Here is a 21,787-nt window from a genome sequence, read left to right on the forward strand (position 1 = left end):
AGGGCTGGACAGGCGTGGCACAATGGAACATCCGATGGAAGACGGTGGCCTGATGTCCTATCTCGTCCTTGCCCGCAAGTGGCGTCCGAAGCGTTTTGCCGAGCTGGTGGGCCAGGAACACGTGGTCCGTGCGCTCAGCAATGCGCTGGACAGCGGCCGGGTCCACCATGCGTTCCTGTTTACCGGTACCCGCGGCGTGGGCAAGACCACGATCGCGCGCATCTTCGCCAAGTCGCTGAACTGCGAGCAGGGCACCAGTGCCGATCCCTGCGGCCAGTGTGCGGCCTGCCTGGACATCGACGCCGGTCGTTACATCGACCTGCTGGAAATCGATGCCGCGTCCAATACAGGCGTGGACGATGTGCGCGAGGTGATCGAGAACGCGCAGTACATGCCCTCGCGTGGCAAGTACAAGGTGTACCTGATCGACGAAGTGCACATGCTGTCCAAAGCCGCGTTCAATGCGCTGCTGAAGACGCTGGAAGAGCCGCCGGAACATGTGAAGTTCCTGCTGGCCACCACCGACCCGCAGAAGCTGCCGGTCACCGTGCTCAGCCGCTGCCTGCAGTTCAACCTCAAGCGCCTGGACGAAGATCAGATCCAGGGGCAGATGACCCGCATCCTCGCCGCCGAGGAGATCGAGTCGGACCCGACCGCCATCGTGCAGCTGGCCAAGGCCGCCGACGGCAGCCTGCGTGATGGCCTGTCGCTGCTCGACCAGGCCATTGCCTACGCCGGCGGTGCGCTGCGCGAGGACGTGGTGCGCACCATGCTGGGCACGGTCGACCGTACCCAGGTGGCGGCCATGCTCGATGCCCTGGCCGAGGGCGATGGCCCGCGCCTGCTGCAGGTGGTAGCGGCGCTGGCCGAGTTCTCGCCGGACTGGAGCGGCGTGCTTGATGCGCTGGCCGAGGGCCTGCACCGCATCCAGGTGCAGCAACTGGTGCCGGGCGCGTCCGCCGCTGCCGAAGGACTGGATGCCAGCGTGTTCGCCGAGCGCCTGCGCCCGGAAGTGGTCCAGCTCTGGTATCAGATGGCCTTGAACGGTCGTCGTGATCTGCCATTGGCGCCCAGCCCGCGTGCCGGCTTTGAAATGGCCGTGCTGCGCATGCTGGCGTTCCGCCCTGCGGCTGCGGTGCCGTCGGTACCGCGCACTCCGGAATCCTCCGGTGGCGGCGCACCGACCGGCACGGGCCAGACCGGGGGCGGTGTTGCTGGCAGCCACGAAGGCGCTGCCCCAGCGGCTGCTGCGGCGCCTGAAGCCGCAGCCGTCACCCAGGCCCCGGCACCGGTGCTGGCAGAGGCCATCGCGCAGGCGCCGACCCCGGCACCACAGCGCGAACCCGAGCCGGAACCCAAGCCGACCCCGGAACCGGATCCGACGCCTGAACCTGAACCGGTTCCGGTCGAGGAACCCGGGTCGCCGCCGCCGATGAAGACGCAGTTGGCTCCCGAGGCAGCCATGCCCAATGCACCCGCCGAGGCAGACGACCTGCCGCCGTGGGCGACCGACGAGGACACCGCCCGCGATGAGGCGCTGGCCGCTGAAATGGCGACGCCCGACGCGGCCATGGTCGCCCCGTGGCACGAGCCGCCAGCGCCGGCGCCGCAGCCGGTTGCAGAGGCTGTCGCGGTGCCGGAGCGCCCGTTCCGTGCGGAGGGCATCGCGATCGCCCCGGCCGTCGCGGCTGTCGCTTCCGACCGCGCTGCGGCGGGCAGCGTCAGCGAACTGGCCTGCGCCGAGGACTGGCTCGACCTGGTTGCCAACAGCGGCCTGAGCGGTCCATCGCGACAGCTTGCAGCCAATGCGGCCTTCATCAGTTGCCAGCAGGGGGTCTTGAAACTGGGCCTTTCGCCCGGATTTGAATATCTGCGCTCCGAGCGCGCGCTGGCAGCGCTGGGCGAGGTGCTGGAAAAGTCCCTTGGCCACGCGCTGAAGATCGTGGTCGAAACCGTGGAAACCGAGCAGGTCCCGGCCGAGACCCTGCACCAGCGCGCCGACCGCCAGCGTGGCGAGCGGCAGCAGGCTGCCGAGGCCATTTTCATGGACGATCCGGAAGTCCAGCTGCTGATCCAGCAGCACGGCGCCCGGGTTGTTTCCGATTCCATCCGTTCTTTTGACGAGTAAGACGACATGCGCGGCAATATCGCCCAACTGATGCAGCAGGCCCAGAAGATGCAGGAAAACCTGCAGAAGGCCCAGGAAGAAATCGCCAAGATCGAAGTGACCGGGAGCGCCGGTGGCGGCATGGTCAGCGTCACCCTGACCGGTGCCAAGGAGTGCCGCAAGGTGCGCATCGATCCGTCGCTGGCCAGCGATCCGGAAATGCTGGAAGACCTGATCGCCGCCGCCTTCAACGATGCGTCCAACAAGATCGACGCCGAGTCGAAGTCGAAGATGGGTTCGGCCACCGCCGGCATGCAGCTGCCGCCGGGCATGAAGATGCCGTTCTGATGTGCCGCGTGGCATCCGCACTGCCGGGTGCCACGCACTGTGTAGCGTCGAGCGTGCTCGACTGCCCGCAATTTCCAGTCGAGCACGCTCGGCTCTACAGAACACACCGCCGTGTCCGCACCGCTGCTTGAACAACTGATCGATGCACTGCGGGTGTTGCCTGGCGTAGGCCAGAAGACGGCCCAGCGCATGGCCTACCACCTGCTCGAGCGCGAGCGCGAAGGTGGCAAACGCCTTGCCGGGACACTGGCAGAGGCGGTCGAACGCATCGGTCATTGTGCGCAGTGCCGCGACTTCAGTGAAACCGAGCTGTGCCCGACCTGCGCCAATGGCAGCCGCGAGCGCAGCCAGTTGTGCGTGGTGGAATCACCGGCTGACCGCTTGGCGATCGAGAACGCCACCGGCTATCGCGGCGTCTACTTCGTGCTGCAAGGGCGCCTGTCGCCGCTGGATGGCATCGGTCCGCGCGAGCTGGGTCTGGAGCAGCTGGAACAGCGTCTGGCCGAAGCGGAAGTGCAGGAACTGATCATTGCCACCAGCGCCACCGTCGAAGGCGAAGCCACCGCGCACTACCTCGCTCAGCTGGCGCGCGCCCGCCAGGTGCGGCCGAGTCGACTGGCCCAGGGCTTGCCTCTCGGCGGTGAGCTGGAGTACGTCGATCGTGGCACGCTGTCGCACGCGTTCGGTACCCGCAGCGAAGTGCGCGATTGAGTCGATGCCGGGCATGCCCCGGCGTTACCGGCCTACAATGCGGTGACACCCCGCCGAGGCCGACCATGAGCAGCGAAACCCTCTTCAGCAAGATCATCCGTCGCGAGATCCCGGCCACCATCGTCTATGAAGACGAGGACGTGCTGGCCTTCAAGGACATCGCACCACAGGCGCCGGTGCACGTGCTGTTCATTCCGAAGAACGAGATCATTCCGACCCTGGATGACCTGCAGCCATCGCAGGCGCACCTGATCGGCAAGCTGGCCCTGGCCGCCGCCGAGTACGCGCGGCAGGAAGGCTTCGCGCAGGACGGCTACCGCATCGTGATGAACTGCCGCGAAGATGCCGGGCAGACCGTGTTCCATATCCACATGCATCTGCTGGCTGGCGCAGCGCTGGGTCATTTCGGCACGCCGGGGCACTGACGCGGTCATCCACGCATGGCGTGGATCTACAGCGCGCACCAACAGCAGTAGATCCACGCCATGCGTGGATGAAAAAAGGCCGCCCCATGGGCGGCCTTCTGCTTCATGCGTACCGGGCCTGGACTACCACCAGCCCCAGCCGCGGTAACCGCCCCAGTACGGGCCGTATGGGCCCGGGCCCCACGGTCCGTAGGGGTAGGGCACCACATCGACCTGGCGCTGCTCCGGCCACAGGTAGATCACGTCGGCCGCCAGCTTCGGCAGTCGGTAGTCGTAATCACCGATACGGGTGTTGGCGTAGCCATCGATCTTGCCGATGAAGGTCACGTCGCGGCCGGCTTCGAACACGGCCGGATCGTAGAAGCCGGCACGGCAGGCAATGAAGCGGCCGTCACTGGCATCGGAGGAGGTCGTGTTCGGGCGGCCGCTACCGTTGAGCGGGCGCGAGATGATCTGGAAACAGGTCTCGCCCTGAGCGGGCTTGGTTTCGATGATCCGGCCACCCCAGCGCACCGGCGTGCCGACCTGCTGGGTGGCAACCGAGTCGCGCGGGGAAACCAGGCTGAATTGTCCCTGCAGCGGCTTGGGGGCCGTGGCGCAGGCCGACAGGGCCAGGGCGGCCACGGCGGTGAGGAGGAACTTGGTATTCATGGGGAGGCTCCGGAAGTCGGGCGATGCCTGCGCAGGTCCCGCAATAATGGGGCGAGCTCGGTACAAGTGCCAGCGTAGCGTGCATCAGCGAAACGCTGGCTGAGTGTGATGAGGCCCGGGTCGGGTCGTTGCGCGTTGACCCGTCGCGCCCAGTGCAGGGCGGGTTCGTGCGGTTCGCGGCCCAGCCCAAGCCGCGCATAGCGCTGCCCCAGCCGGTGCCAGGCGCGTAGCAGCGGGTCGCGCTCGCGTTCGCCACGGGCCAGCAGCCACGCCATCCACGCCAGCGCCAGCAACGCGGCCATCACGAAGCCGGCCAGCAGCTGTCCCGGCTGCAGATCGTCCAGCCCGAACGGTTGCAGCAGTTGCTGCTGGCGGCGCGCGTCGAAGGACAGGACCAGTTCGTTCCAGCCTCTGCGCATCCAGTCGCGGACCTGGCCCAACTGCAGCCAGCGCTGCTGCAGGCCGGTATCGGCCCCGGCCTGCAGACGGTCGTCGAGCGTGTCCAGGATGCGCTCGGGTGCTACTGCCGCTGTCGGGTCGATGCGCACCCAGCCGCGTTGCGGCAGCCACACCTCGGCCCAGGCGTGGGCGTCCATCCGCCGCAGTACCCAGTAGTCGCCGATCCGGTTGCGCGTGCCGCCAGCGAACCCGGTGACCACCCGCGCCGGAATGCCTGCATTGCGCATCAGCACCACGAAGGCAGAGCTGAAATGCTGGCAGTAGCCCGCCTTGTAGTCGAACAGGAATGCATCGACGGGATCGCGGCCGGCGGCGGGTGTCTCCAGCGTGTACGAGAAGTCCTCGGTTATCCACGCGAGGGCACGACGGACCACGGCGGCGTCATCGTTTCCTGCGTCCTGCCGCCACTGTCGGGCCAGGGTTGCCGTGCGGGGGTTGAAGCCTTCCGGCAACTGCAGCGCAGCGCGGCGCTGATACGACGACAAGTTGGCATCAAAACGCAGCGGCGGGGCCGAGTGCAGGCGCCACCGGCTCAACGCGGACAAGGTGCGGTCGCTGCTCAGGCTCAGGGCTGCATCAAGCCGGCTGCCTTCCGGTGCGGCGGTCGGGAGATCCAGGGCGACCAGCTGGCGACGGTCGGTGGGCTCGTAGTCGATCTGGTAATCCCAGCCGTCCGTGCCGTGCTCGACCACTGCAGGGAGCAAACGCTCGGTACGGCGGTCGCGTTTCCAGACATGCCCATCGAACTGCGTCAGTACCGGCCCGCGCCAGTAGCGCTGTGCCGGTTCCGGAACCGCGCCGAAGAACTGCGCCCGCAGGGCCGGGGTGTCATCGGCCATCAGATCCAGCCACTTGTCCGGCTCCATCGTGTCCGACAGGCCGGGTGTGCCGACGGCGCGATCGGGAATGCCCCACAGCGGCGTGGCCAATCGTGGGAACAGCCAGAAGCAGGCCAGCGCCAGCGGCAGGCCGATCAGCAGCAGCCGACCGACGCCGCGAAGCTGCGCGGACAGCGGGGGTGGCGTACTGCGGCCTTCACCCTGTACCAGTCGCTGCAGCGCAATCAGGGTGCTGATGCCGGCCAGCACGGCGAGCACGGTGGTCAGCGGCCCCTGGTCGAGCAGGAAGGCAGCGAACGGTGAAAACAGGGCAAAGCCGAGCAGGCTGCGTGCATCGCGCAGGGTGCGCAGCTCGCTGGACTTGATCGCCAGCATCGCCGCCAGCAGTGCACAACCGGTATCCCGGCCGGGGCGCACCGCCCCCATCTGCCAGACGATGGCGGCCAGCATGCCCAGCACCAGCAGTACGCGCACCGGCATCGGCAGCATGCCGCGCTGCGACAGTGCTGCAGTGACCAGTGCTGCCACGGCGATCAACGCGGCCAGCGTGGTGGGCAGCTGCAGCAGCAGCGGCAACAGGGCCAGTGCGGCGCTGGCCAGCGTCCACGTGCGGGAGTTGCGGTCCAGCAGCAGGGCAGGCTCAGTCATGGGGAAGCAACGCCAGCGCGCGCAGGCACAGATGGTGGTGGCTGGCTCCCTGGCCGGGGCCGATCGGTGGGTGCATCGGCAGCAGCAGCGTGTAGCGGCGGCCTTCGCGCTCGGCGCTGTCCACCCAGCGTGCCAGCCGCGCGATGCGGGCCTCCTGGCCCAACGGTGCCAGCGCGCGCCAGTCCAGCACCACTTCGATGCCTATCGGCTTCTCGTGTTCGCGTACCAGCAGCGTGTCGCGGCGCGCGGAGTGTTTCCAGGCAATGCTGCGCGGTGGATCTCCAGCGCGATACGGGCGCAGCTGATGCAGTTCCTCGCCGTTGGCGTGGGCGCGGGTGTGCAGTGGATCGCTGCCCTGCTGTGGCAACGGCGGCGCCTTCGCTTCGGCCAGCGGGTAGACCAGCAGGGGTTCTTCCGGCCACACCCATGACCACGCCCTGACCAGGCCAAGCGGTTGTGTGGTGGACAGGCGGATACGCGGCAGTTCCAGCCAACCACGGCGTTCGCTGGGCACTTCCAGCTCGGCTTCACCGCGGCCGTGTGCGGGCAGGTCGAGCCACGCCTCGCTGTCGCCCAGCTGCAGGTGCAGGCCATGGCGCGCTCGCGGGTCGCGCAGCGACAGGTCCACGCGCATGCGCAATGGTTGCCCGGCTGGCAGCGGTTCGGCGGAGATCGCGTCGATCTGCACACCGGACAACTGCAGGTGCGCGGCGATGGCGCTGGCGATCGCTGCCGCGGCCAGCAGCAGCGCCAGTAACAGCGCAGGGTTGTTGTTGTAGTTCAGCGCGCCCAGCAGCATCGCGACCAGCAGGCAGGCCACAAACAGGCCGAAGCGGGTCGGCAGCACGTAGATGCGCCGTCGGTCCAGCCGTTGCGGCAACGACTCCGGCGTGCGTGGGCGTGCCAGCTGCAACAGTCGCCGGGCATGCGATGCCATCTTCAATCGACCGCGACGGTCTGCAGGATCGCGCGAGCCAGCGCCGGCCCCGAGCTCGACTCGGCTTCACCCACCAGGCGATGGCCAGCCACCGCTACGAACAGCGTCTGCACGTCTTCGGGTACCACGTGGCCACGGCCGAGCAGCAGCGCATGTGCCTTGGCCGCGCGCAGCAGAGCCAGGCCGGCGCGCGGCGACAATCCCACGCGTACGCCGGCATGCTGGCGGCTGCGGGTCAGCAGGGCCTGCACGTAGTCCACCAGCGCGTCGCTGACATGCACCTGGCCGACGGCTTCGCGCAGTGCACGTACCTGGGTGTCGTCCAGCTGGGGCAGCGCGCGGGCGATCAGGTCGCGACGATCGCTGCCACGCAGCAGCTCACGTTCCGCCTGCGCGCTGGGGTAGCCCATCGCCAGCCGCAGCAGGAAACGGTCCAGTTGCGAATCGGGCAGCGGGAACGTGCCTGACAGATCCACCGGGTTCTGCGTGGCGATCACGAAGAATGGATCGGGCAGGGCATGGGTTTGGCCGTCGAGGGTGACCTGCTGCTCGGCCATCGCTTCCAGCAGTGCGCTCTGCGTGCGCGGCGGCGCCCGGTTGATTTCGTCGGCCAGCAGCACGTGGGTGAAGACCGGCCCGGGATGGAACTGGAACTGGCGGCTGCCGGCGTCGTAGACCGATACGCCGAGTACGTCGGCCGGCAGCAGGTCGGAGGTGAACTGTACGCGCTGGAAGCTCAGCCCCAGGCTGCTGGCCAGGGCATGGGCCAATGTGGTCTTGCCGAGACCGGGCAGGTCTTCGATCAGCAGATGGCCGCCAGAGAGCAGGGCCACAAAGGCCAGTCGAACCTCCTGCACCTTGCCCAGCACCAGTGCATTGACCTGGTCCTGCGCGTTGCGCAGGGACTGACGCAGTTGATCGGTTAGCATGCTGGGCATGGGGGACGAAGCTGTCATGGTCGTCTCAAGTTCGGTAACCGGTCGATTCTATCCATAGAGCAATGCAGGGCGAACAACGCGCACGTACGATTTTTCTCTGGTTATGGACGCTCGTCACAGCGGCCAAGCTGGTCGTGGCCGCACGCCTGCCGTTGTTCGTCGATGAGGCGTTCTACTGGCAGGAAGGCCAGCATCTGGCTGCGGCCTATTCGGATCTGCCGGGGCTGACGGCCTGGTTGACCCGGTTGGGTGTGGAGCTTGGCGGCCAGCACGTGCTTGCGCTGCGCCTGCCGTTCCTGGCCATCGGTGCACTGCTGCCGCTGCTGGTATCGCGCATTGCGGCGCGCTGGTTCGGCAACGTTGCGGGTTGGCAGGCCGGCAGCTTGACGCTGCTGATGCCGTTGTCGGCCACGCTGGGTCTGCTGGCTGTACCCGATGTGCCGATGGCACTGGCGGCAGTGCTTTGCCTGGATGCCGGCGCACGCCTGCTGCGCAACGTAGACGCGTCCTCGGCAGTGAAACTGGCGCTGGGCCTGCTGATCGGCGCGCTCAGCCACTATCGCTTCATCGGTGTGATCGGCGTCGGCTTCGTTGCCCTGCTGGCGCTGCCGCAGGGCCGGCGCATGCTGGCCGATCCGCGCGTCTGGGTGGCCCTGGCCGTTGGCGTACTGGCATGGCTGCCACTGCTGGCCTGGAATGCCGACAATCACGATGCCGGCCTGAAGTTCCAGGTGGTCGAGCGTCATCCGTGGGCGTTCGAGTGGCGCGGACTGTGGTTCCTGGTGATCCAGCCGATGCTGGTCACGCCCATCCTGTGCATCGCGATGTGGAAGGTGGCGCTGGCCGGTACCCGCAGTGGCGGCGGTGCGCGCGTGCAGTGGCGTTATTTCGGTCTGGTCGGCGGTGTGTCGACATTGGGCATCTTCGCACTGGGCTTCTTCACCGACGTCGAGCGCATCAGCTTCCATTGGCCGTTGCCGGGCTACCTGGCCCTGCTGGTGGCGGTGCCGGTGATCCTCAACGGCTGGCCGCGCTGGTTGCGGCGTACCGGCTGGTGGCTGGCCGGGCTGGGCATGGTACTGGCCTTCGGCTATTACCTGATGGCGTCCTCGTCATCGCTGCGCGAGCAGTTGGCCGGCGACAAGTACTACCCGCGCAACTTCGCCGGCTGGCAGCCGCTGGCTGCTGCGGTCCGCGAAGAACTGCAGCAGATGCCTGAAGGCAGCCGCGTACTGGCCGGCAACTTCAAGGTGGGCGCCGAACTGGGCTTCCAGCTGGGCCGCGGTGACATCGAAGTGCTGCCGCATCCGCTCAACGACAAGCACGGCCGTACCGCGCAGCTGGCGCAATGGAACCAGGTGCATGAGGGCGAGCGCGACGTGCCGATGCTGCTGGTGCTGTCGCCCAGCGATCAGCGTTTCCGCGATCTGCTCACCCGCTATCACGCCCTCTGCGAACAGGTCGGGCCGCTGCCGCCGCCGCGCGTGGTCAGCAACGATCATGGATTCCAGCGCTTCCTGCTGTTCCGCCTGCCGGTGCAGCGCGCGCAGGGCCCATGTGTAGCCCCCGCACTGGCCTGGCTGGACACCCCTTCCAACGGCGACGTGGTGAGCGGCACGCTGGCGATCAAGGGCTGGGCGTTCAAGGAAGGTGTCGGCCTGTCGCGGGTTGAAGTGCTGGTGGATGGTCGTTCGATCGGCGACGCCAGCTATGGGCGGGTGTTCGATATCCGACATGCCTGGCCAGACAGCACCGACCCGCAGCATCCGGCTGTCGGTTTCGATGCAACGCTCGATACGGGTACGTTGTCACCGGGAAAACACTGGCTGGGCCTGCGCCTGCATGGTCGCGATGGCAGCGTGGAGCCGTGGCAGGAACAGCCGTTCGTCGTGGAAAAGCGCTGAGGCATCGTGCCTCGTGTAGCGGGCCGGGTTACGGCACCGAGAATCCGGCCCTGCGCAGCAATCCGCACAGTGCGATCAGCGGCAGCCCGATCAGCGCCGTAGGGTCGCGATTGTCGATGGCGTCGAACAGGCTGATGCCCAGGCCTTCGCACTTGAAGCTGCCGGCGCAGTCCAGCGGTTGTTCGATGGCCACGTAGCGGGCGATCTCCGGCGCCTGCAGCGTGCGGAAGCGCACCTGGGTCAGATCCATTGCCGTGAAGGATTCTCCGTCACGGGTGAGACTGATCGCAGTGTGGAAGCGCACCGTCTGCCCGGACATTGCCGCCAGCTGTGCGCAGGCCGCCTCGACCGTACCCGGCTTGCCCAGCGGCTGACCGTTCAGGTCCGCCACCTGGTCCGAGCCGATCACCCAGCTGCCGGGATGGCGGGCGGCCACGTCGGCCGCCTTGGCGCTGGCCAGGCGTGCCGCCAGCGCCAGCGGGGCCTCGTTGGCGTGCGGGGTCTCATCCACCTGCGGGCGTGCGCAGTCGAAGGGCAACCCCAGCCGTTCCAGCAGGTCGCGGCGATAGCGGGAGGTGGAGGCCAGGACCAGGGCAGGCATGCGGGAATTCCGGGGGCGGGGCGCGGCAGTCTGGCCCGGCACAGCCAGCCACAGCAAGCCTTTCATGGCAGTCATTTGACACGGGACCTGCCGATCCTTAATATTCGGCGGCTTATGTCCGCGAACGTACCCGAAACGCTGGATGCCTGGCGGATGGTCGTAGCGCGAAGGCGCTTCGACGGTCAGGTCTCCCTGGCTGAATTGACTCGCCTGCAGGGGCTTGTCGCAGATACCGAAGGCGAGTGTAATTACTCGCTCGAATTCGGTCGCGACGAGATCTTGCGGGTATCCTATGTGGAACTCAGCATCGATACCGCGTTGCCGCTGACCTGTCAGCGCAGCATGCAGCGTTTCCTGCTGCCGGTGAAGATGACCCAGAGGCTTGGCCTGATCCGCGACGAAGACGAGGAATCGTCCTTGCCGGAGGAATACGAGCCGTTGCTGGTGCCGGAAGATGGCCAGCTGCGCCCGTTGGACCTGGTCGAGGACGAGCTGGTGCTGGCGGTGCCGGTGGTACCCCTGTCGCCGTACGGTGAGGCAGTCGACAAGGACTGGGCACCGACCGAAGAAGAAATTGAAAAGGCCAACCCGTTTGCGGCGTTGGCGGCATTGAAGAAACAATAGCAGCCGGTTGTCGTCGGCGGCTGCGGCGAAAGCGAAAAGTGTGCTGGACGCTGGCGTCCTGTGCGACGAAACGACGAAGCAAAACGAACCGAGTTTGGAGCAATCCCATGGCTGTCCAGAAATCCCGTGTTACCCCGTCCCGTCGTGGCCAGCGTCGTTCGCATGACGCCCTGAGCGCCAAGCAGCTGTCGACCGACCCGACCACCGGCGAAGTGCATCTGCGTCACCACATCACTGCTGACGGTTTCTACCGCGGCAAGAAGGTCATCCAGACCAAGTCTTCGGCTGTCCAGGAAGACTGATGTGCCGGAAGGTCGCTGCCCTATGGGCAGCGGCCTTCGCCTTCTTTCCCGGGCACGCCGGTGAACGGCGGCTCGTGCAACAGGAAACATGATGAGCAAGCGGATCTACTCGAGGATCGCGGGCACCGGTAGCTATTTGCCGGAAAAAGTCCTGACCAACGCCGACCTGGAAAAAATGGTCGAGACCTCGGACGAGTGGATCCAGACGCGCACCGGTATCCGTGAACGGCACATCGCTGCCGAAGGCGAAACCACCAGCGATCTCGGCTACCAGGCCGCGCTGCGTGCGATCGAAGCGGCCGGTATCGACGCCTCGCAGCTCGACATGATCGTGGTCGGCACGACCACTCCTGATCTGATCTTCCCCTCCACCGCGTGCCTGATCCAGGCCAAGCTCGGTGTGAGCGGCTGCCCCGCTTTCGACGTCAACGCGGCCTGTTCGGGCTTCGTGTTCGCGCTCAGCGTGGCTGACAAATTCATCCGTTCCGGTGATGCCCGCCATGTGCTGGTGATCGGCGCGGAAACCCTGACCCGCATCGTCGACTGGGAAGACCGCACCACCTGCGTGCTGTTCGGTGATGGCGCGGGCGCCGTCGTGCTCAAGGCCGACGAAGAAACCGGCATCCTCAGCACCCACCTGCATTCGGATGGCAGCAAGAAAGAGCTGCTGTGGAACCCGGTCGGCGTCTCGGTCGGTTTCGGTGAAGGCAACAACGGTGGCGGCACCATCAACATGAAGGGCAACGACGTGTTCAAGTACGCCGTCAAGGCGCTGGACTCGGTCGTGGACGAAACCCTGGATGCCAACGGTCTGACCAAGTCCGACCTGGACTGGCTGATCCCGCACCAGGCCAACCTGCGCATCATCGAGGCCACCGCCAAGCGGCTGGACATGTCGATGGACCAGGTCGTGGTCACTGTCGACAAGCACGGCAATACCTCGTCCGCCTCGGTGCCGCTGGCGCTGGATGCGGCTGTGCGTTCCGGCAGGGTCGAGCGCGGCCAGCTGCTGCTGCTGGAAGCATTCGGTGGTGGCTTCACGTGGGGTTCGGCACTGCTGCGCTATTGATAGTGCCAGTTACGACAACGTGAAACCGTCGTTACGGCCCCTCTGGGGCCGTAATGCGTTAAAGGAGACTGTCATGGTTGAGCCCATCGTCATCGAAGGGCAACGCGCCTGGCTGAAGCAGTACGGCGAAGGAAGCCGAGCAGTGGCCCTGGGCCTGCTCAATTTTATTGCCCGCCGGTTCCATCTCGATGCCCTGCGCCCGCCGCCGCACCGCGGTGGCGACGCCGCGCGCGAAACCGAGGCCCGCCGGCTGGCCGAACTGCAGGCGCAGGGGGTGAATGTTCCCGCGGTGATCGGCAGCGGCCATGCCGCGCTGGTGATCGGCGACAACGGCAGCTCGTTCAATACCTGCCTGCGCGAGGCCGACGATGCCGGCCGCGATCGCCTCGTGGCTGCAGCGATGCAGGCCATTGCCGAAGCGCACGCGCGTGGCGCCTATTTTGGCCAGCCGCTGCCGCGCAACCTCACCTGGGATGGCCAGAACGTCGGTTTCATCGACTTCGAAGAAGATCCGCTGGAAGTCATGGACCTGGCCGAGGCACAGGCGCGTGACTGGCTGATGTTCGGCTACGGCGTTGCCAAGTACTACGCCGACCGCCCCGAATGCCTGCAGGCGATGATGGCCGAGGCGATGAACGGGGTGCAGGCACCGGTGCGTGCGCACGTACACGCCGTCAGTGGCCGCCTGCAGCGCCTGGCACGGGTGTGCATGAAGCTGGGGCGCTCGGCGCGCGCGCTGGCCCACTCCATTTTCATCACCCACGGCGCCACCACGCTGGGCCTGCTGATGGTGGTCGGCCTGTGCATGGACTGGTTTGCCGACGGCGAGCTGGACATCCTGCAGCTGCTCTGCTGACAGCGGGGCAGCCCGCAGCATCGGGTAGTGCCGGTCGCTGGCCGGCATCACCCGCTGCCCGATCCGGCAGGCCGCCTCCATACGCCGTGCATACGCGCACGTACAGACGACACGGCATGTTCCCCCTTATCATGGCCCGCTTCGATTGCAACAAGCGGATGACCGCGTGACCCTATCCACCCTCGCTTTTGTCTTCCCCGGTCAGGGCTCGCAGTCTGTGGGCATGCTGGCCGAGCTGGCCGAACTGCACCCGCAGGTGCGTGAGGCCTTCACCGAGGCATCCGATGGTGCCGGCGTCGACCTATGGGCGTTGTCCCAGGGTGGCCCGGAGGAAATGCTCAACCGTACCGAATACACCCAGCCGGCCCTGCTGGCCGCCAGCATCGGCGTGTGGCGCGCCTGGAACGCCGTGGGTGGTCCGCGTCCGTCGGTTCTGGCTGGCCACAGCCTGGGCGAGTACACCGCCCTGGTCGCCGCTGGCGCCCTCAGCCTGCACGACGGTGCGCACCTGGTGCGCCTGCGCGGCCAGCTGATGCAGGACGCCGCGCCGGCCGGTGTTGGCGCGATGGCCGCCGTGCTCGGCGCCGAAGACCAGCTGGTGCTGGACGTCTGCGCGGAAGCCGCCGGCAGCCAGGTGGTCGTTCCGGCCAACTTCAACTCGCCGGGCCAGATCGTGATCGGCGGCGACGCTGCCGCGGTCGACCGTGCGCTGGCGCTGCTGGCCGAGAAGGGCGTGCGCAAGGCGGTCAAGCTGGCCGTCAGCGTGCCCTCGCACACCCCGCTGATGCGCGAAGCCGCCAACCGTCTGGCCGAAGTGATGGCCGGCCTGTCCTGGCAGCTGCCGCAGCTGCCGGTGGTGCAGAACGTCGACGCCAAGGTGCACGACGGCTTGGGCGCGATCCGCACCGCGCTGGTGCAGCAGCTGTACCAGCCCGTGCAGTGGACCGGCTGCGTGCAGGCCCTGGCCGCGCGTGGCGTCACCCAGATCGCCGAGTGCGGCCCTGGCAAGGTGCTGACCGGCCTGGTCAAGCGCATCGACAAGGCCATCGACGGCCGTTCCCTGGCCACCCCGGGCGACTTCGAAACCGCCCGCGAGACGTGGTCGGCCTGATTGCCCCTGTTCCTGCCGACCGTGCCGGTGGCCGCTGCAAGCGGCACGGGTGCGGCGGCCGCCCCAGCCTGAGGAAAACATCATGAGCAAGCCCCTGCAGGGTGAAATCGCACTGGTCACCGGTGCCAGCCGTGGCATTGGTGCCGCCATCGCCGATCTGCTGGCCGCCCAGGGCGCCACCGTCATCGGTACCGCCACCACCGATTCCGGCGCCGCCGCGATCGGCGAGCGCCTGGCCGCCCACGGCGGTCACGGCCGTGCGCTGAATGTCACCGACGCTGCCGCGCTCGACGCCGTGCTTGACGGTATCGCCAAGGAATTCGGCCCGATCTCGATCCTGGTCAACAACGCCGGCATCACCCGTGACAACCTGCTGATGCGCATGAAGGAAGACGATTGGGCGTCGATCATCGACACCAACCTGACCAGCGTGTTCCGCACCAGCAAGGCCGTCATGCGCGGCATGATGAAGGCGCGCAAGGGCCGCATCATCAACATCGCCTCGGTGGTGGGCGTGACCGGCAACGCCGGCCAGGCCAACTATGCCGCCGCCAAGGCCGGCATCATTGGTTTCTCCAAGTCGCTGGCCAAGGAAATCGGCTCGCGCGGCGTCACCGTCAACGTGGTCGCGCCGGGCTTCATCGACACCGACATGACCAAGGCGCTGCCGGAAGAAGCGCGTGCCGCGCTGATCGGCGACATCGCCCTCGAACGCCTGGGTTCGCCGGAGGACATCGCCCATGCGGTGGCCTTCCTGGCCAGCCCGGCTGCCGGCTACATCACCGGCGAAACTCTCCATGTGAACGGCGGCATGTACATGCCGTAAGCAAGGGGCGCAGGGATCGCGCCGCAAGTGGTTGATCTGCGAGGATTTTTGCTGCAATGCAAGGTCACGCCGGTTTCCACTACACTATCCCACGGCCATCGCCTTTGATGGCGACCACTTTTGAACCACTACTCCATCTGGAGCGATATCCCATGAGCACCATCGAAGAACGCGTCAAGAAAATCGTCATCGAACAGCTTGGCGTCAAGGAAGAAGAAGTCACCAACAGCGCATCGTTCGTCGATGACCTGGGCGCTGACTCGCTGGACACCGTCGAGCTGGTGATGGCGCTGGAAGAAGAATTCGAGTGCGAGATCCCGGACGAAGAAGCCGAGAAGATCAGCACCGTGCAGGCTGCGATCACCTACATCACGGCCCACGTCAAGGCCTGATGCAGGACGTCAGTGCGCGCGCGGGCGTTGAGCTCGCCGCGCACGACACCCCATGGGGCCGCTGTTTGCGGCCCCGTGTGTTTGCGTACCACACCGAAGTAAACCGCGTTACCCGCAAAGAACGTTCGGGTCAGGAGAATCAGCAATGAAGCGTCGCGTCGTCGTAACCGGCCTGGGTATGGTCTCGCCGTTGGGCAATGATCTGGCCAGCAGCTGGGAAGGCATCACCCACGGTCGTTCGGGCATCGGTCCGCTGACCAACGTTTCTGATGCCTACCTGGAACGGTTCACCACCAAGATCGCAGGTGAGGTCAAAGGCTTTGACATCACCGCCGACAACGAACTGTTCGGCAAGTACCGGGTCAGCGGCAAGGATGCCAAGAAGATGGACCCGTTCATCCATTACGGCCTCGGTGCCGCCTTCATGGCCCTGCATGATTCGGGCCTGGAGATCACCGATGCCAACGCCGACCGCATTGGCGCCATCGTTGGCGCCGGCATCGGCGGCCTGCTCGGTATCGAAGAGCAGACCATCGAGTTCCACGAAGGGAAGAAGATCTCTCCCTTCTACGTGCCCAAGACCATCATCAACATGCTGCCGGGCCAGCTGAGCATCATCAGCGGCCTGAAGGGCCCGTCGTTCTCGGCGGTCTCGGCGTGCGCCACCTCCAACCATTCCATCGGCACCGCCATGCGCATGATCCAGTACGGCGATGCGGACGTGATGGTGGCCGGCGGTGCCGAACGCGGTTCCTCGCCGACGGCGCTGGGCGGCTTCTGCGCGATGAAGGCGATGAGCACCCGCAACGACGCCCCGGAACAGGCCTCGCGCCCGTGGGACAAGGACCGTGACGGCTTCGTGCTGGGCGACGGCGCCGGCATCCTGATCCTGGAAGAGTACGAGCACGCCAAGGCACGTGGCGCGAAGATCTACTGCGAGCTGGCCGGTTTCGGCGCCAGCTCCGACGCGTACCACATGACCGCGCCGAGCGAGAACGGCGAGGGCGCTGCGCGCTGCATGACCATGGCCCTGAAGGACGCGGGTGTCACCCCGGAACAGGTCGGCTACCTCAACGCACATGGCACCTCGACCCCGCTGGGCGACCTCGGTGAGACCATGGCGATGAAGACCGCCTTCGGCGACCACGCCTACAAGATGATGGTCAGCTCCACCAAGTCGATGACCGGCCACCTGCTCGGCGCTGCCGGCGGCGTGGAAGCGATCTTCTCGGTGCTGGCAATGCGCGACAACCTGATTCCGCCGACCATCAACCTGCAGCAGCCGGGCGAAGGCTGCGACCTGGACTACGTGCCCAACGAAGCACGCCAGGCCAAGGTCGACGTGGTGATGTCCAATGGCTTCGGCTTCGGCGGCACCAACGGCACGCTGATCTTCAAGCGCGTCTGATCGCACCGGCAGCGTCGAGCCAGGCTCGACTCCGCCAACCACGAGGCCGCCGCAAGGCGGCTTCCGTGTATCCGTCTCCCAGAACTGGCCGCCATGACCCACGCCCCGCTGATCCACCCGCTGCCGCACCCGATCGACCTGCTGGCCCTGCAGCAGCGCGACCCGGCGCGTTTCCCGCTGCTGATGGAGTCCACCGCCTCGGGTACCGCGCAGGGCCGCTGGAGCCTGCTGCTGGCCGCGCAGGGCGACACCCTGCAGCTGGACGCCGATGGCCAGGTGCGCGACCAGCACGGTGCGCTGCAGCCCGGCAGTTTCCTGCAGGCGCTGGACCGCGCATGGCACGCGCAGCGGCTGCCGTACGACGGCGGCCACGCGCTGCCGTTCCGTGGTGGCTGGGCGCTGATGCTGGATTACGAAGTGGCCAGCCAGGTTGAGCCGGTGCTGCCGGCGCGCGCGCGCGATGACGGTCACCCGACCGCACTGGCCCTGCGTTGCCCGGCCGCCGTGCTGCATGATCACCAGGCCGACACCAGCTTCCTTATTGCCGAGGCGGGCGAGCAGGCGCTGCTGGACACGCTGGTCGCCTTGCTGGCCGGCGAACTGCCGCAGGCCGGGCAGGGCTGGCAGCCGCCGCAGTCGGTCAGCGAAGACGAGCCGCAGCGCTTCACCGATGGCGTGCGCCGGGTGATCGAGTACCTGCGTGCCGGCGATGTGTTCCAGGTGAACCTGTCGCGGCGCTGGAGCGCGCATTTCGCAGCACCGGTCAGTCCGCAGGCGCTGTACGCGCAGCTGCGGCGCGCCAATCCGGCGCCGTTTGCCGGCCTGTTCAGTGCGCACGGCCGGCATGTGGTCAGTTCGTCGCCGGAGCGGCTGGTATCGGTGCATGGCGGCCACGCGCAGACCCGCCCGATCGCCGGTACCCGCCCGCGCTTCGAGGGCGACGACGATGCCGCGCGCATCCAGGAGCTGGTCGGCCATCCCAAGGAGCGCGCCGAGCACGTGATGCTGATCGACCTGGAGCGCAACGACCTGGGCCGCATCTGCCTGCCTGGCACGGTCGTTGTGGACGAGCTGATGACCGTGGAAAGCTACGCCCACGTGCACCACATCGTCAGCAACGTCAGCGGCCACCTGCGCGCGGACGTGACCCCGGGCGAAGTGATCGCCGCCACCTTCCCCGGCGGCACCATCACCGGCTGCCCGAAGGTGCGCTGCATGCAGATCATCAGCGAGCTGGAGCAGGTGCCGCGTGGCGCGTACACCGGTGCGTTCGGCTGGCTGAACCGCGATGGCGACCTGGACCTGAACATCCTGATCCGTACCGCCGAAGTGGATGGCAACGAGGTCAGCTTCCGTACCGGTGCCGGCATCGTGGTCGACTCGGACCCGGACAAGGAACTGGACGAAACCCGGGCCAAGGCGCGCGGGCTGCTGCGGGCGCTGGGGCAGCAGGGGTGATCGATTGCCGCCGCCGGGCATGGCCCGGCGCTACCGGTCCTGGTGGGTGCCGACCGTTGGTCGGCACGGACGCGTGGCTCCGGTCATGACCCCACACCAGCGGCACGGTATCCTGCACGACGGAATCGAGTTCAGAGGTAGTCCATGGCGGGAGCCAAGCGCGGGTGTCTGTGGGTGGTAACGCTGCTGCTGGTGCTGGCCGCCATCGTGGCCGGCGCGGGCGCGTGGTTCTTCTACAAGCAGAGCCAGTTTGCCGACGTACCGTTGACCCCCAGTGCGGACAGCGTGGTCATCGCCAGCGGCGACGGCATGAACAGCGTGCTGCGCAAGCTGCGCGAGGCCGGCGTGGACGAGGGCCAGGACACCCAGTGGCAGCTGCTGGCGCGCCAGCTGGACGCCGCCGGCAAGCTGAAGGTAGGCGAGTACGCGCTGAGCACGGACCTGACCCCGCGCGAACTGTTGCTGCGCATGCGCGCCGGCAAGGTGCTGCAGCACCGCGTCACCATCATCGAAGGCTGGAACATCCGCCAGCTGCGCGCCGCGCTCAAGCGTGCCGATCCGCTGCTGCACACCACCGACGCCCTCGATGACGCAGCGTTGATGGACCGCCTCGGTTTCGCCGGCCAGCACCCGGAAGGCCGCTTCCTGCCGGAGACCTACGTCTACCAGCGCGGCGACAGCGACCTGGACGTGCTCAAGCGTGCCCACGGCGCGATGGAGAAGGCGCTGGACGAAGCCTGGGAAAGCCGCGCGCCGGATCTGCCGATCAATACGCCCTACGAGCTGCTGACGATGGCGTCGATCATCGAAAAGGAAACCGCGCTGGCCAGCGAGCGACCGCAGATTGCCGGCGTGTTCATGCGCCGCCTGAAGATCGGCATGCGCCTGCAGACCGACCCGACCGTGATCTACGGCATCGGCGCGGCGTACGACGGCAACATCCGCCGCCGTGACCTGACCACCGATACGCCCTACAACACCTACACCCGGTCTGGCCTGACGCCGACCCCGATCGCCATGCCCAGCCGCGACGCGCTGATGGCTGCTGCGCAACCGGCACCGGGCGATGCGCTGTACTTCGTCGCCGTGGGCGATGGCAGCGGCGCACACGTGTTCTCGCCCAGCTTGGACAAACACAACGCCGCCGTGGCCCGCTACCTGCAGCAGCTGCGCCAGCAACGCACCCAGGAGACCCCGGCGCAATGAGTTCCGCGCTGCTTCGCCATCCCCGTTTCGTCAGCCTGGAAGGCGGCGAGGGCGCGGGCAAGACCACGGCCATCAACGCCATCCGCGAGTGCCTGCGCCGCCACGGCCATGAGGTCGTGCTGACCCGCGAACCCGGTGGCACGCCGCTGGCCGAGCGCATCCGCGGGCTGGTGCTGAAGCCCGATGCCGAGATCGCTGCTGAGCCGCTCAGTGCCGAGGCCGAACTGCTGCTGGTGTTCGCCGCACGTGCGCAGCATGTGCGCCAGGTGATCCAGCCGGCGCTGCAGCGCGGCGCCTACGTGCTCAGCGATCGCTTCACCGATTCCAGCTACGCCTACCAGGGCGGTGGCCGCGGCCTGGACCCGCAGTGGATTGCCGACCTGGAGCGCCGCGCCGTTGGCCTGCTGCCCGGTTTGACCCTGCTGCTGGACGTGGACGTGGCCGTTGGCCGCGCGCGTGCCAATGGCCGCGATCTGTGGCCGGACCGCATCGAAAGCGAGCAGGACGATTTCTTCCAGCGCGTGCGCGAGGTGTTCCGCAGCCGCGCACAGCAGGACCCCCAGCGCTTCGCGCTGGTCGATGCCGGCCAGGTGCAGGAACGCGTGGCTGCTGATGTGGTTGCGCGTGTCGAGCGCTGGCTGCAGCAAGGGGAGGGTGCATGAGTACGTTCTCGCCCTGGCAGCAGCGCGCGTTCGACCAGACCGTGGCCGCGTTGGATGCGGATCGGCTGGGCCACGGCCTGCTGATCTGCGGCCCGGCCGGGCTGGGCAAGCGTGAGGTGGCGCTTGCGCTGGCCGACCACGTGCTGGCACGCGGCGATGCCGCGCACGCCACCCGCACCCGGCAGCTGATTGCCGCCGGCACGCATCCCGACCTGCAGCTGATCAGCTTCATTCCGAACAAGAGCGGCGACAAGCTGCGCACCGAGATCGTGATCGAGCAGGTGCGCGAGATCACCAACAAGCTGGCGCTGACCCCGCAGTACGGCGTGGCGCAGGTGGTGATCGTCGACCCGGCCGATGCCATCAACCGTTCGGCGGCCAATGCGCTGCTGAAGACTCTGGAAGAACCGCAGCCCGGACGCTACCTGTGGTTGATCAGCAGTGACCCGGCGCGCCTGCCGCAGACCGTGCGCAGCCGCTGCCAGCGCCTGGAGTTCAAGCTGCCGCCGCGCGAGGAAGCGCTGGCCTGGCTGCAGCAGCAGGGCCACAGCGAGGCGGCCGCGCGCGAGGCACTGGATGCAGCACGCGGCCATCCCGGGCAGGCCGACAACTGGCTGCGCGAAGATGGCCTGAGCCTGCGTCGCGACGTCGGCCGCGAGCTGGAACAGTTGGCTGCTGGCAAGACCGGTGCGGTGGAACTGGCACAGAAGTGGTGCGCCGATGACAACGCGGCGCTGCGCCTGCGCTTCGCTGCCGACCTGGCGCTGGCCCAGGCCAGCACCGATGCCTTGACCACGCCGGAGCGATTGCACAAGCTTGCAGCCTGGTTCGATGCGGCCAACCGCACCCGCGATCTGCTGCGCACCACCGTGCGTGCAGACCTTGCGGTGGTCGAGTTGCTGCTGGCCTGGAACAAGGTGAACGAGCGGCCTGCCGCAAGGGGAAATCGATGAGTGCCAGCAACGCCCGCCAGGGCATCCTGTCCCTGGCCGTGAAGGACAAAGCCGCGCTGTACAGCGCGTACATGCCGTTCGTGAAGAATGGCGGCATCTTCGTGCCCACGCCCAAGCGTTACTTCCTGGGCGATGAGGTGTTCCTGCTGCTGACCCTGCCTGATTCCAGCGAGCGCCTGCCGGTGGCCGGCAAGGTGATCTGGGTGACCCCGGCCGGCGCGCAGGGCAACCGCACGGCCGGCATCGGCGTGCAGCTGGCGGACGGCCAGGAAGGCGAGACGGTGCGGCACAAGATCGAGACGATCCTGGCCGGCCTGACCGGTTCGGACAAGCCGACGCATACGATGTGATG

23 protein-coding genes are annotated in these 21,787 nt (G+C 67.2%); 18 read left to right on the forward strand and 5 right to left on the reverse strand.

Going from position 1 to position 21,787, the window contains the following annotated elements; translation table 11 throughout:
• Positions 1-52 precede the first annotated feature (52 nt).
• From dnaX to QP457_RS04795, 4 genes are all read left to right on the forward strand, one after another.
• Positions 53-2,128 (forward strand): DNA polymerase III subunit gamma/tau, encoded by a 2,076-nt coding sequence (dnaX, locus tag QP457_RS04780; RefSeq protein WP_205405097.1) that lies wholly within the window; start codon positions 53-55, stop codon positions 2,126-2,128.
• Positions 2,129-2,134: 6 nt separating this feature from the next.
• Positions 2,135-2,455, forward strand: coding sequence for a YbaB/EbfC family nucleoid-associated protein (locus tag QP457_RS04785; RefSeq protein ID WP_025879376.1), 321 nt, complete (start codon positions 2,135-2,137; stop codon positions 2,453-2,455).
• Between the two features lie 111 nt (positions 2,456-2,566).
• Positions 2,567-3,166 carry a recombination mediator RecR gene (recR, locus tag QP457_RS04790; RefSeq protein ID WP_089239142.1) on the forward strand — a complete coding sequence of 200 codons (600 nt, stop codon included), beginning with the start codon at positions 2,567-2,569 and terminating at the stop codon, positions 3,164-3,166.
• Positions 3,167-3,231: 65 nt separating this feature from the next.
• A complete protein-coding gene (locus QP457_RS04795; RefSeq protein WP_205405096.1) occupies positions 3,232-3,591 on the forward strand; it encodes a histidine triad nucleotide-binding protein in 360 nt (119 codons plus the stop codon).
• A gap of 123 nt (positions 3,592-3,714) precedes the next feature.
• On the opposite strand, the gene QP457_RS04800 is transcribed toward QP457_RS04795, so the two are convergent.
• From QP457_RS04800 to QP457_RS04815, 4 genes are read right to left on the reverse strand one after another with little or no spacing between them, the layout of a single operon-like run.
• A complete protein-coding gene (locus QP457_RS04800; RefSeq protein ID WP_100551691.1) occupies positions 3,715-4,242 on the reverse strand; it encodes a Slp family lipoprotein in 528 nt (175 codons plus the stop codon).
• Entirely contained in the window at positions 4,239-6,188 is a 1,950-nt protein-coding gene (locus tag QP457_RS04805; RefSeq protein ID WP_205405095.1) for a DUF3488 and transglutaminase-like domain-containing protein, read from the reverse strand. Before QP457_RS04805 ends, QP457_RS04800 begins: the two co-directional genes overlap by 4 nt.
• Positions 6,181-7,125, reverse strand: coding sequence for a DUF58 domain-containing protein (locus QP457_RS04810; protein ID WP_205405094.1), 945 nt, complete (start codon positions 7,123-7,125; stop codon positions 6,181-6,183). The genes QP457_RS04805 and QP457_RS04810 overlap by 8 nt, the downstream gene beginning before the upstream one ends.
• Before the next feature lie 2 nt (positions 7,126-7,127).
• Entirely contained in the window at positions 7,128-8,081 is a 954-nt protein-coding gene (locus tag QP457_RS04815) for a MoxR family ATPase (RefSeq protein WP_100551694.1), read from the reverse strand.
• Positions 8,082-8,125: 44 nt separating this feature from the next.
• Here QP457_RS04815 and QP457_RS04820 point away from each other — a divergent pair, with 44 nt between their 5' ends.
• Complete coding sequence (locus QP457_RS04820) at positions 8,126-9,967, forward strand: glycosyltransferase family 39 protein (RefSeq protein ID WP_205405093.1); 1,842 nt, start codon at positions 8,126-8,128, stop codon at positions 9,965-9,967.
• 28 nt (positions 9,968-9,995) lie between these two features.
• On the opposite strand, the gene QP457_RS04825 is transcribed toward QP457_RS04820, so the two are convergent.
• Complete coding sequence (locus QP457_RS04825; RefSeq protein ID WP_180163746.1) at positions 9,996-10,568, reverse strand: Maf family nucleotide pyrophosphatase; 573 nt, start codon at positions 10,566-10,568, stop codon at positions 9,996-9,998.
• 114 nt (positions 10,569-10,682) lie between these two features.
• On the opposite strand from QP457_RS04825, the gene QP457_RS04830 reads away from it, so the two are divergent.
• The 13 genes from QP457_RS04830 (at position 10,683) to QP457_RS04890 (ending at position 21,785) form a co-directional block, all read left to right on the forward strand.
• A complete protein-coding gene (locus QP457_RS04830) occupies positions 10,683-11,192 on the forward strand; it encodes a YceD family protein (RefSeq protein WP_088101178.1) in 510 nt (169 codons plus the stop codon).
• Between the two features lie 107 nt (positions 11,193-11,299).
• Positions 11,300-11,494 carry a 50S ribosomal protein L32 gene (gene rpmF / locus QP457_RS04835; protein ID WP_025879386.1) on the forward strand — a complete coding sequence of 65 codons (195 nt, stop codon included), beginning with the start codon at positions 11,300-11,302 and terminating at the stop codon, positions 11,492-11,494.
• Positions 11,495-11,585: 91 nt separating this feature from the next.
• On the forward strand, positions 11,586-12,563 hold the full coding sequence (locus QP457_RS04840) for a beta-ketoacyl-ACP synthase III (RefSeq protein WP_100463418.1): 978 nt from the start codon (positions 11,586-11,588) through the stop codon (positions 12,561-12,563).
• A 73-nt stretch (positions 12,564-12,636) separates the two neighbouring features.
• Positions 12,637-13,419 carry a serine/threonine protein phosphatase gene (locus QP457_RS04845; RefSeq protein ID WP_180163747.1) on the forward strand — a complete coding sequence of 261 codons (783 nt, stop codon included), beginning with the start codon at positions 12,637-12,639 and terminating at the stop codon, positions 13,417-13,419.
• Positions 13,420-13,585: 166 nt separating this feature from the next.
• Positions 13,586-14,530, forward strand: a complete 945-nt coding sequence (fabD, locus tag QP457_RS04850; RefSeq protein ID WP_205405092.1) for an ACP S-malonyltransferase — start codon at positions 13,586-13,588, stop codon at positions 14,528-14,530.
• Between the two features lie 82 nt (positions 14,531-14,612).
• On the forward strand, positions 14,613-15,356 hold the full coding sequence (gene fabG / locus QP457_RS04855) for a 3-oxoacyl-ACP reductase FabG (protein ID WP_180163749.1): 744 nt from the start codon (positions 14,613-14,615) through the stop codon (positions 15,354-15,356).
• Positions 15,357-15,508: 152 nt separating this feature from the next.
• Positions 15,509-15,748, forward strand: coding sequence for an acyl carrier protein (gene acpP, locus QP457_RS04860; protein ID WP_025874077.1), 240 nt, complete (start codon positions 15,509-15,511; stop codon positions 15,746-15,748).
• A gap of 145 nt (positions 15,749-15,893) precedes the next feature.
• Positions 15,894-17,156, forward strand: a complete 1,263-nt coding sequence (fabF, locus tag QP457_RS04865; RefSeq protein ID WP_205405091.1) for a beta-ketoacyl-ACP synthase II — start codon at positions 15,894-15,896, stop codon at positions 17,154-17,156.
• A gap of 93 nt (positions 17,157-17,249) precedes the next feature.
• Entirely contained in the window at positions 17,250-18,614 is a 1,365-nt protein-coding gene (locus tag QP457_RS04870; RefSeq protein ID WP_205405090.1) for an aminodeoxychorismate synthase component I, read from the forward strand.
• Positions 18,615-18,758: 144 nt separating this feature from the next.
• Complete coding sequence (mltG, locus tag QP457_RS04875) at positions 18,759-19,820, forward strand: endolytic transglycosylase MltG (protein ID WP_205405089.1); 1,062 nt, start codon at positions 18,759-18,761, stop codon at positions 19,818-19,820.
• Positions 19,817-20,482: a dTMP kinase gene (tmk, locus tag QP457_RS04880; protein WP_049467276.1), complete on the forward strand. Its 666-nt coding sequence runs from the start codon at positions 19,817-19,819 to the stop codon at positions 20,480-20,482. The genes mltG and tmk overlap by 4 nt, the downstream gene beginning before the upstream one ends.
• Entirely contained in the window at positions 20,479-21,435 is a 957-nt protein-coding gene (locus tag QP457_RS04885; RefSeq protein ID WP_099819206.1) for a DNA polymerase III subunit delta', read from the forward strand. Before tmk ends, QP457_RS04885 begins: the two co-directional genes overlap by 4 nt.
• Positions 21,432-21,785, forward strand: a complete 354-nt coding sequence (locus QP457_RS04890; protein ID WP_025874071.1) for a PilZ domain-containing protein — start codon at positions 21,432-21,434, stop codon at positions 21,783-21,785. Before QP457_RS04885 ends, QP457_RS04890 begins: the two co-directional genes overlap by 4 nt.
• Positions 21,786-21,787: the final 2 nt, after the last annotated feature.

This window comes from Stenotrophomonas sp. As-7, assembly GCF_030291015.1.
In the GTDB taxonomy this organism is placed as follows: domain Bacteria; phylum Pseudomonadota; class Gammaproteobacteria; order Xanthomonadales; family Xanthomonadaceae; genus Stenotrophomonas; species Stenotrophomonas lactitubi.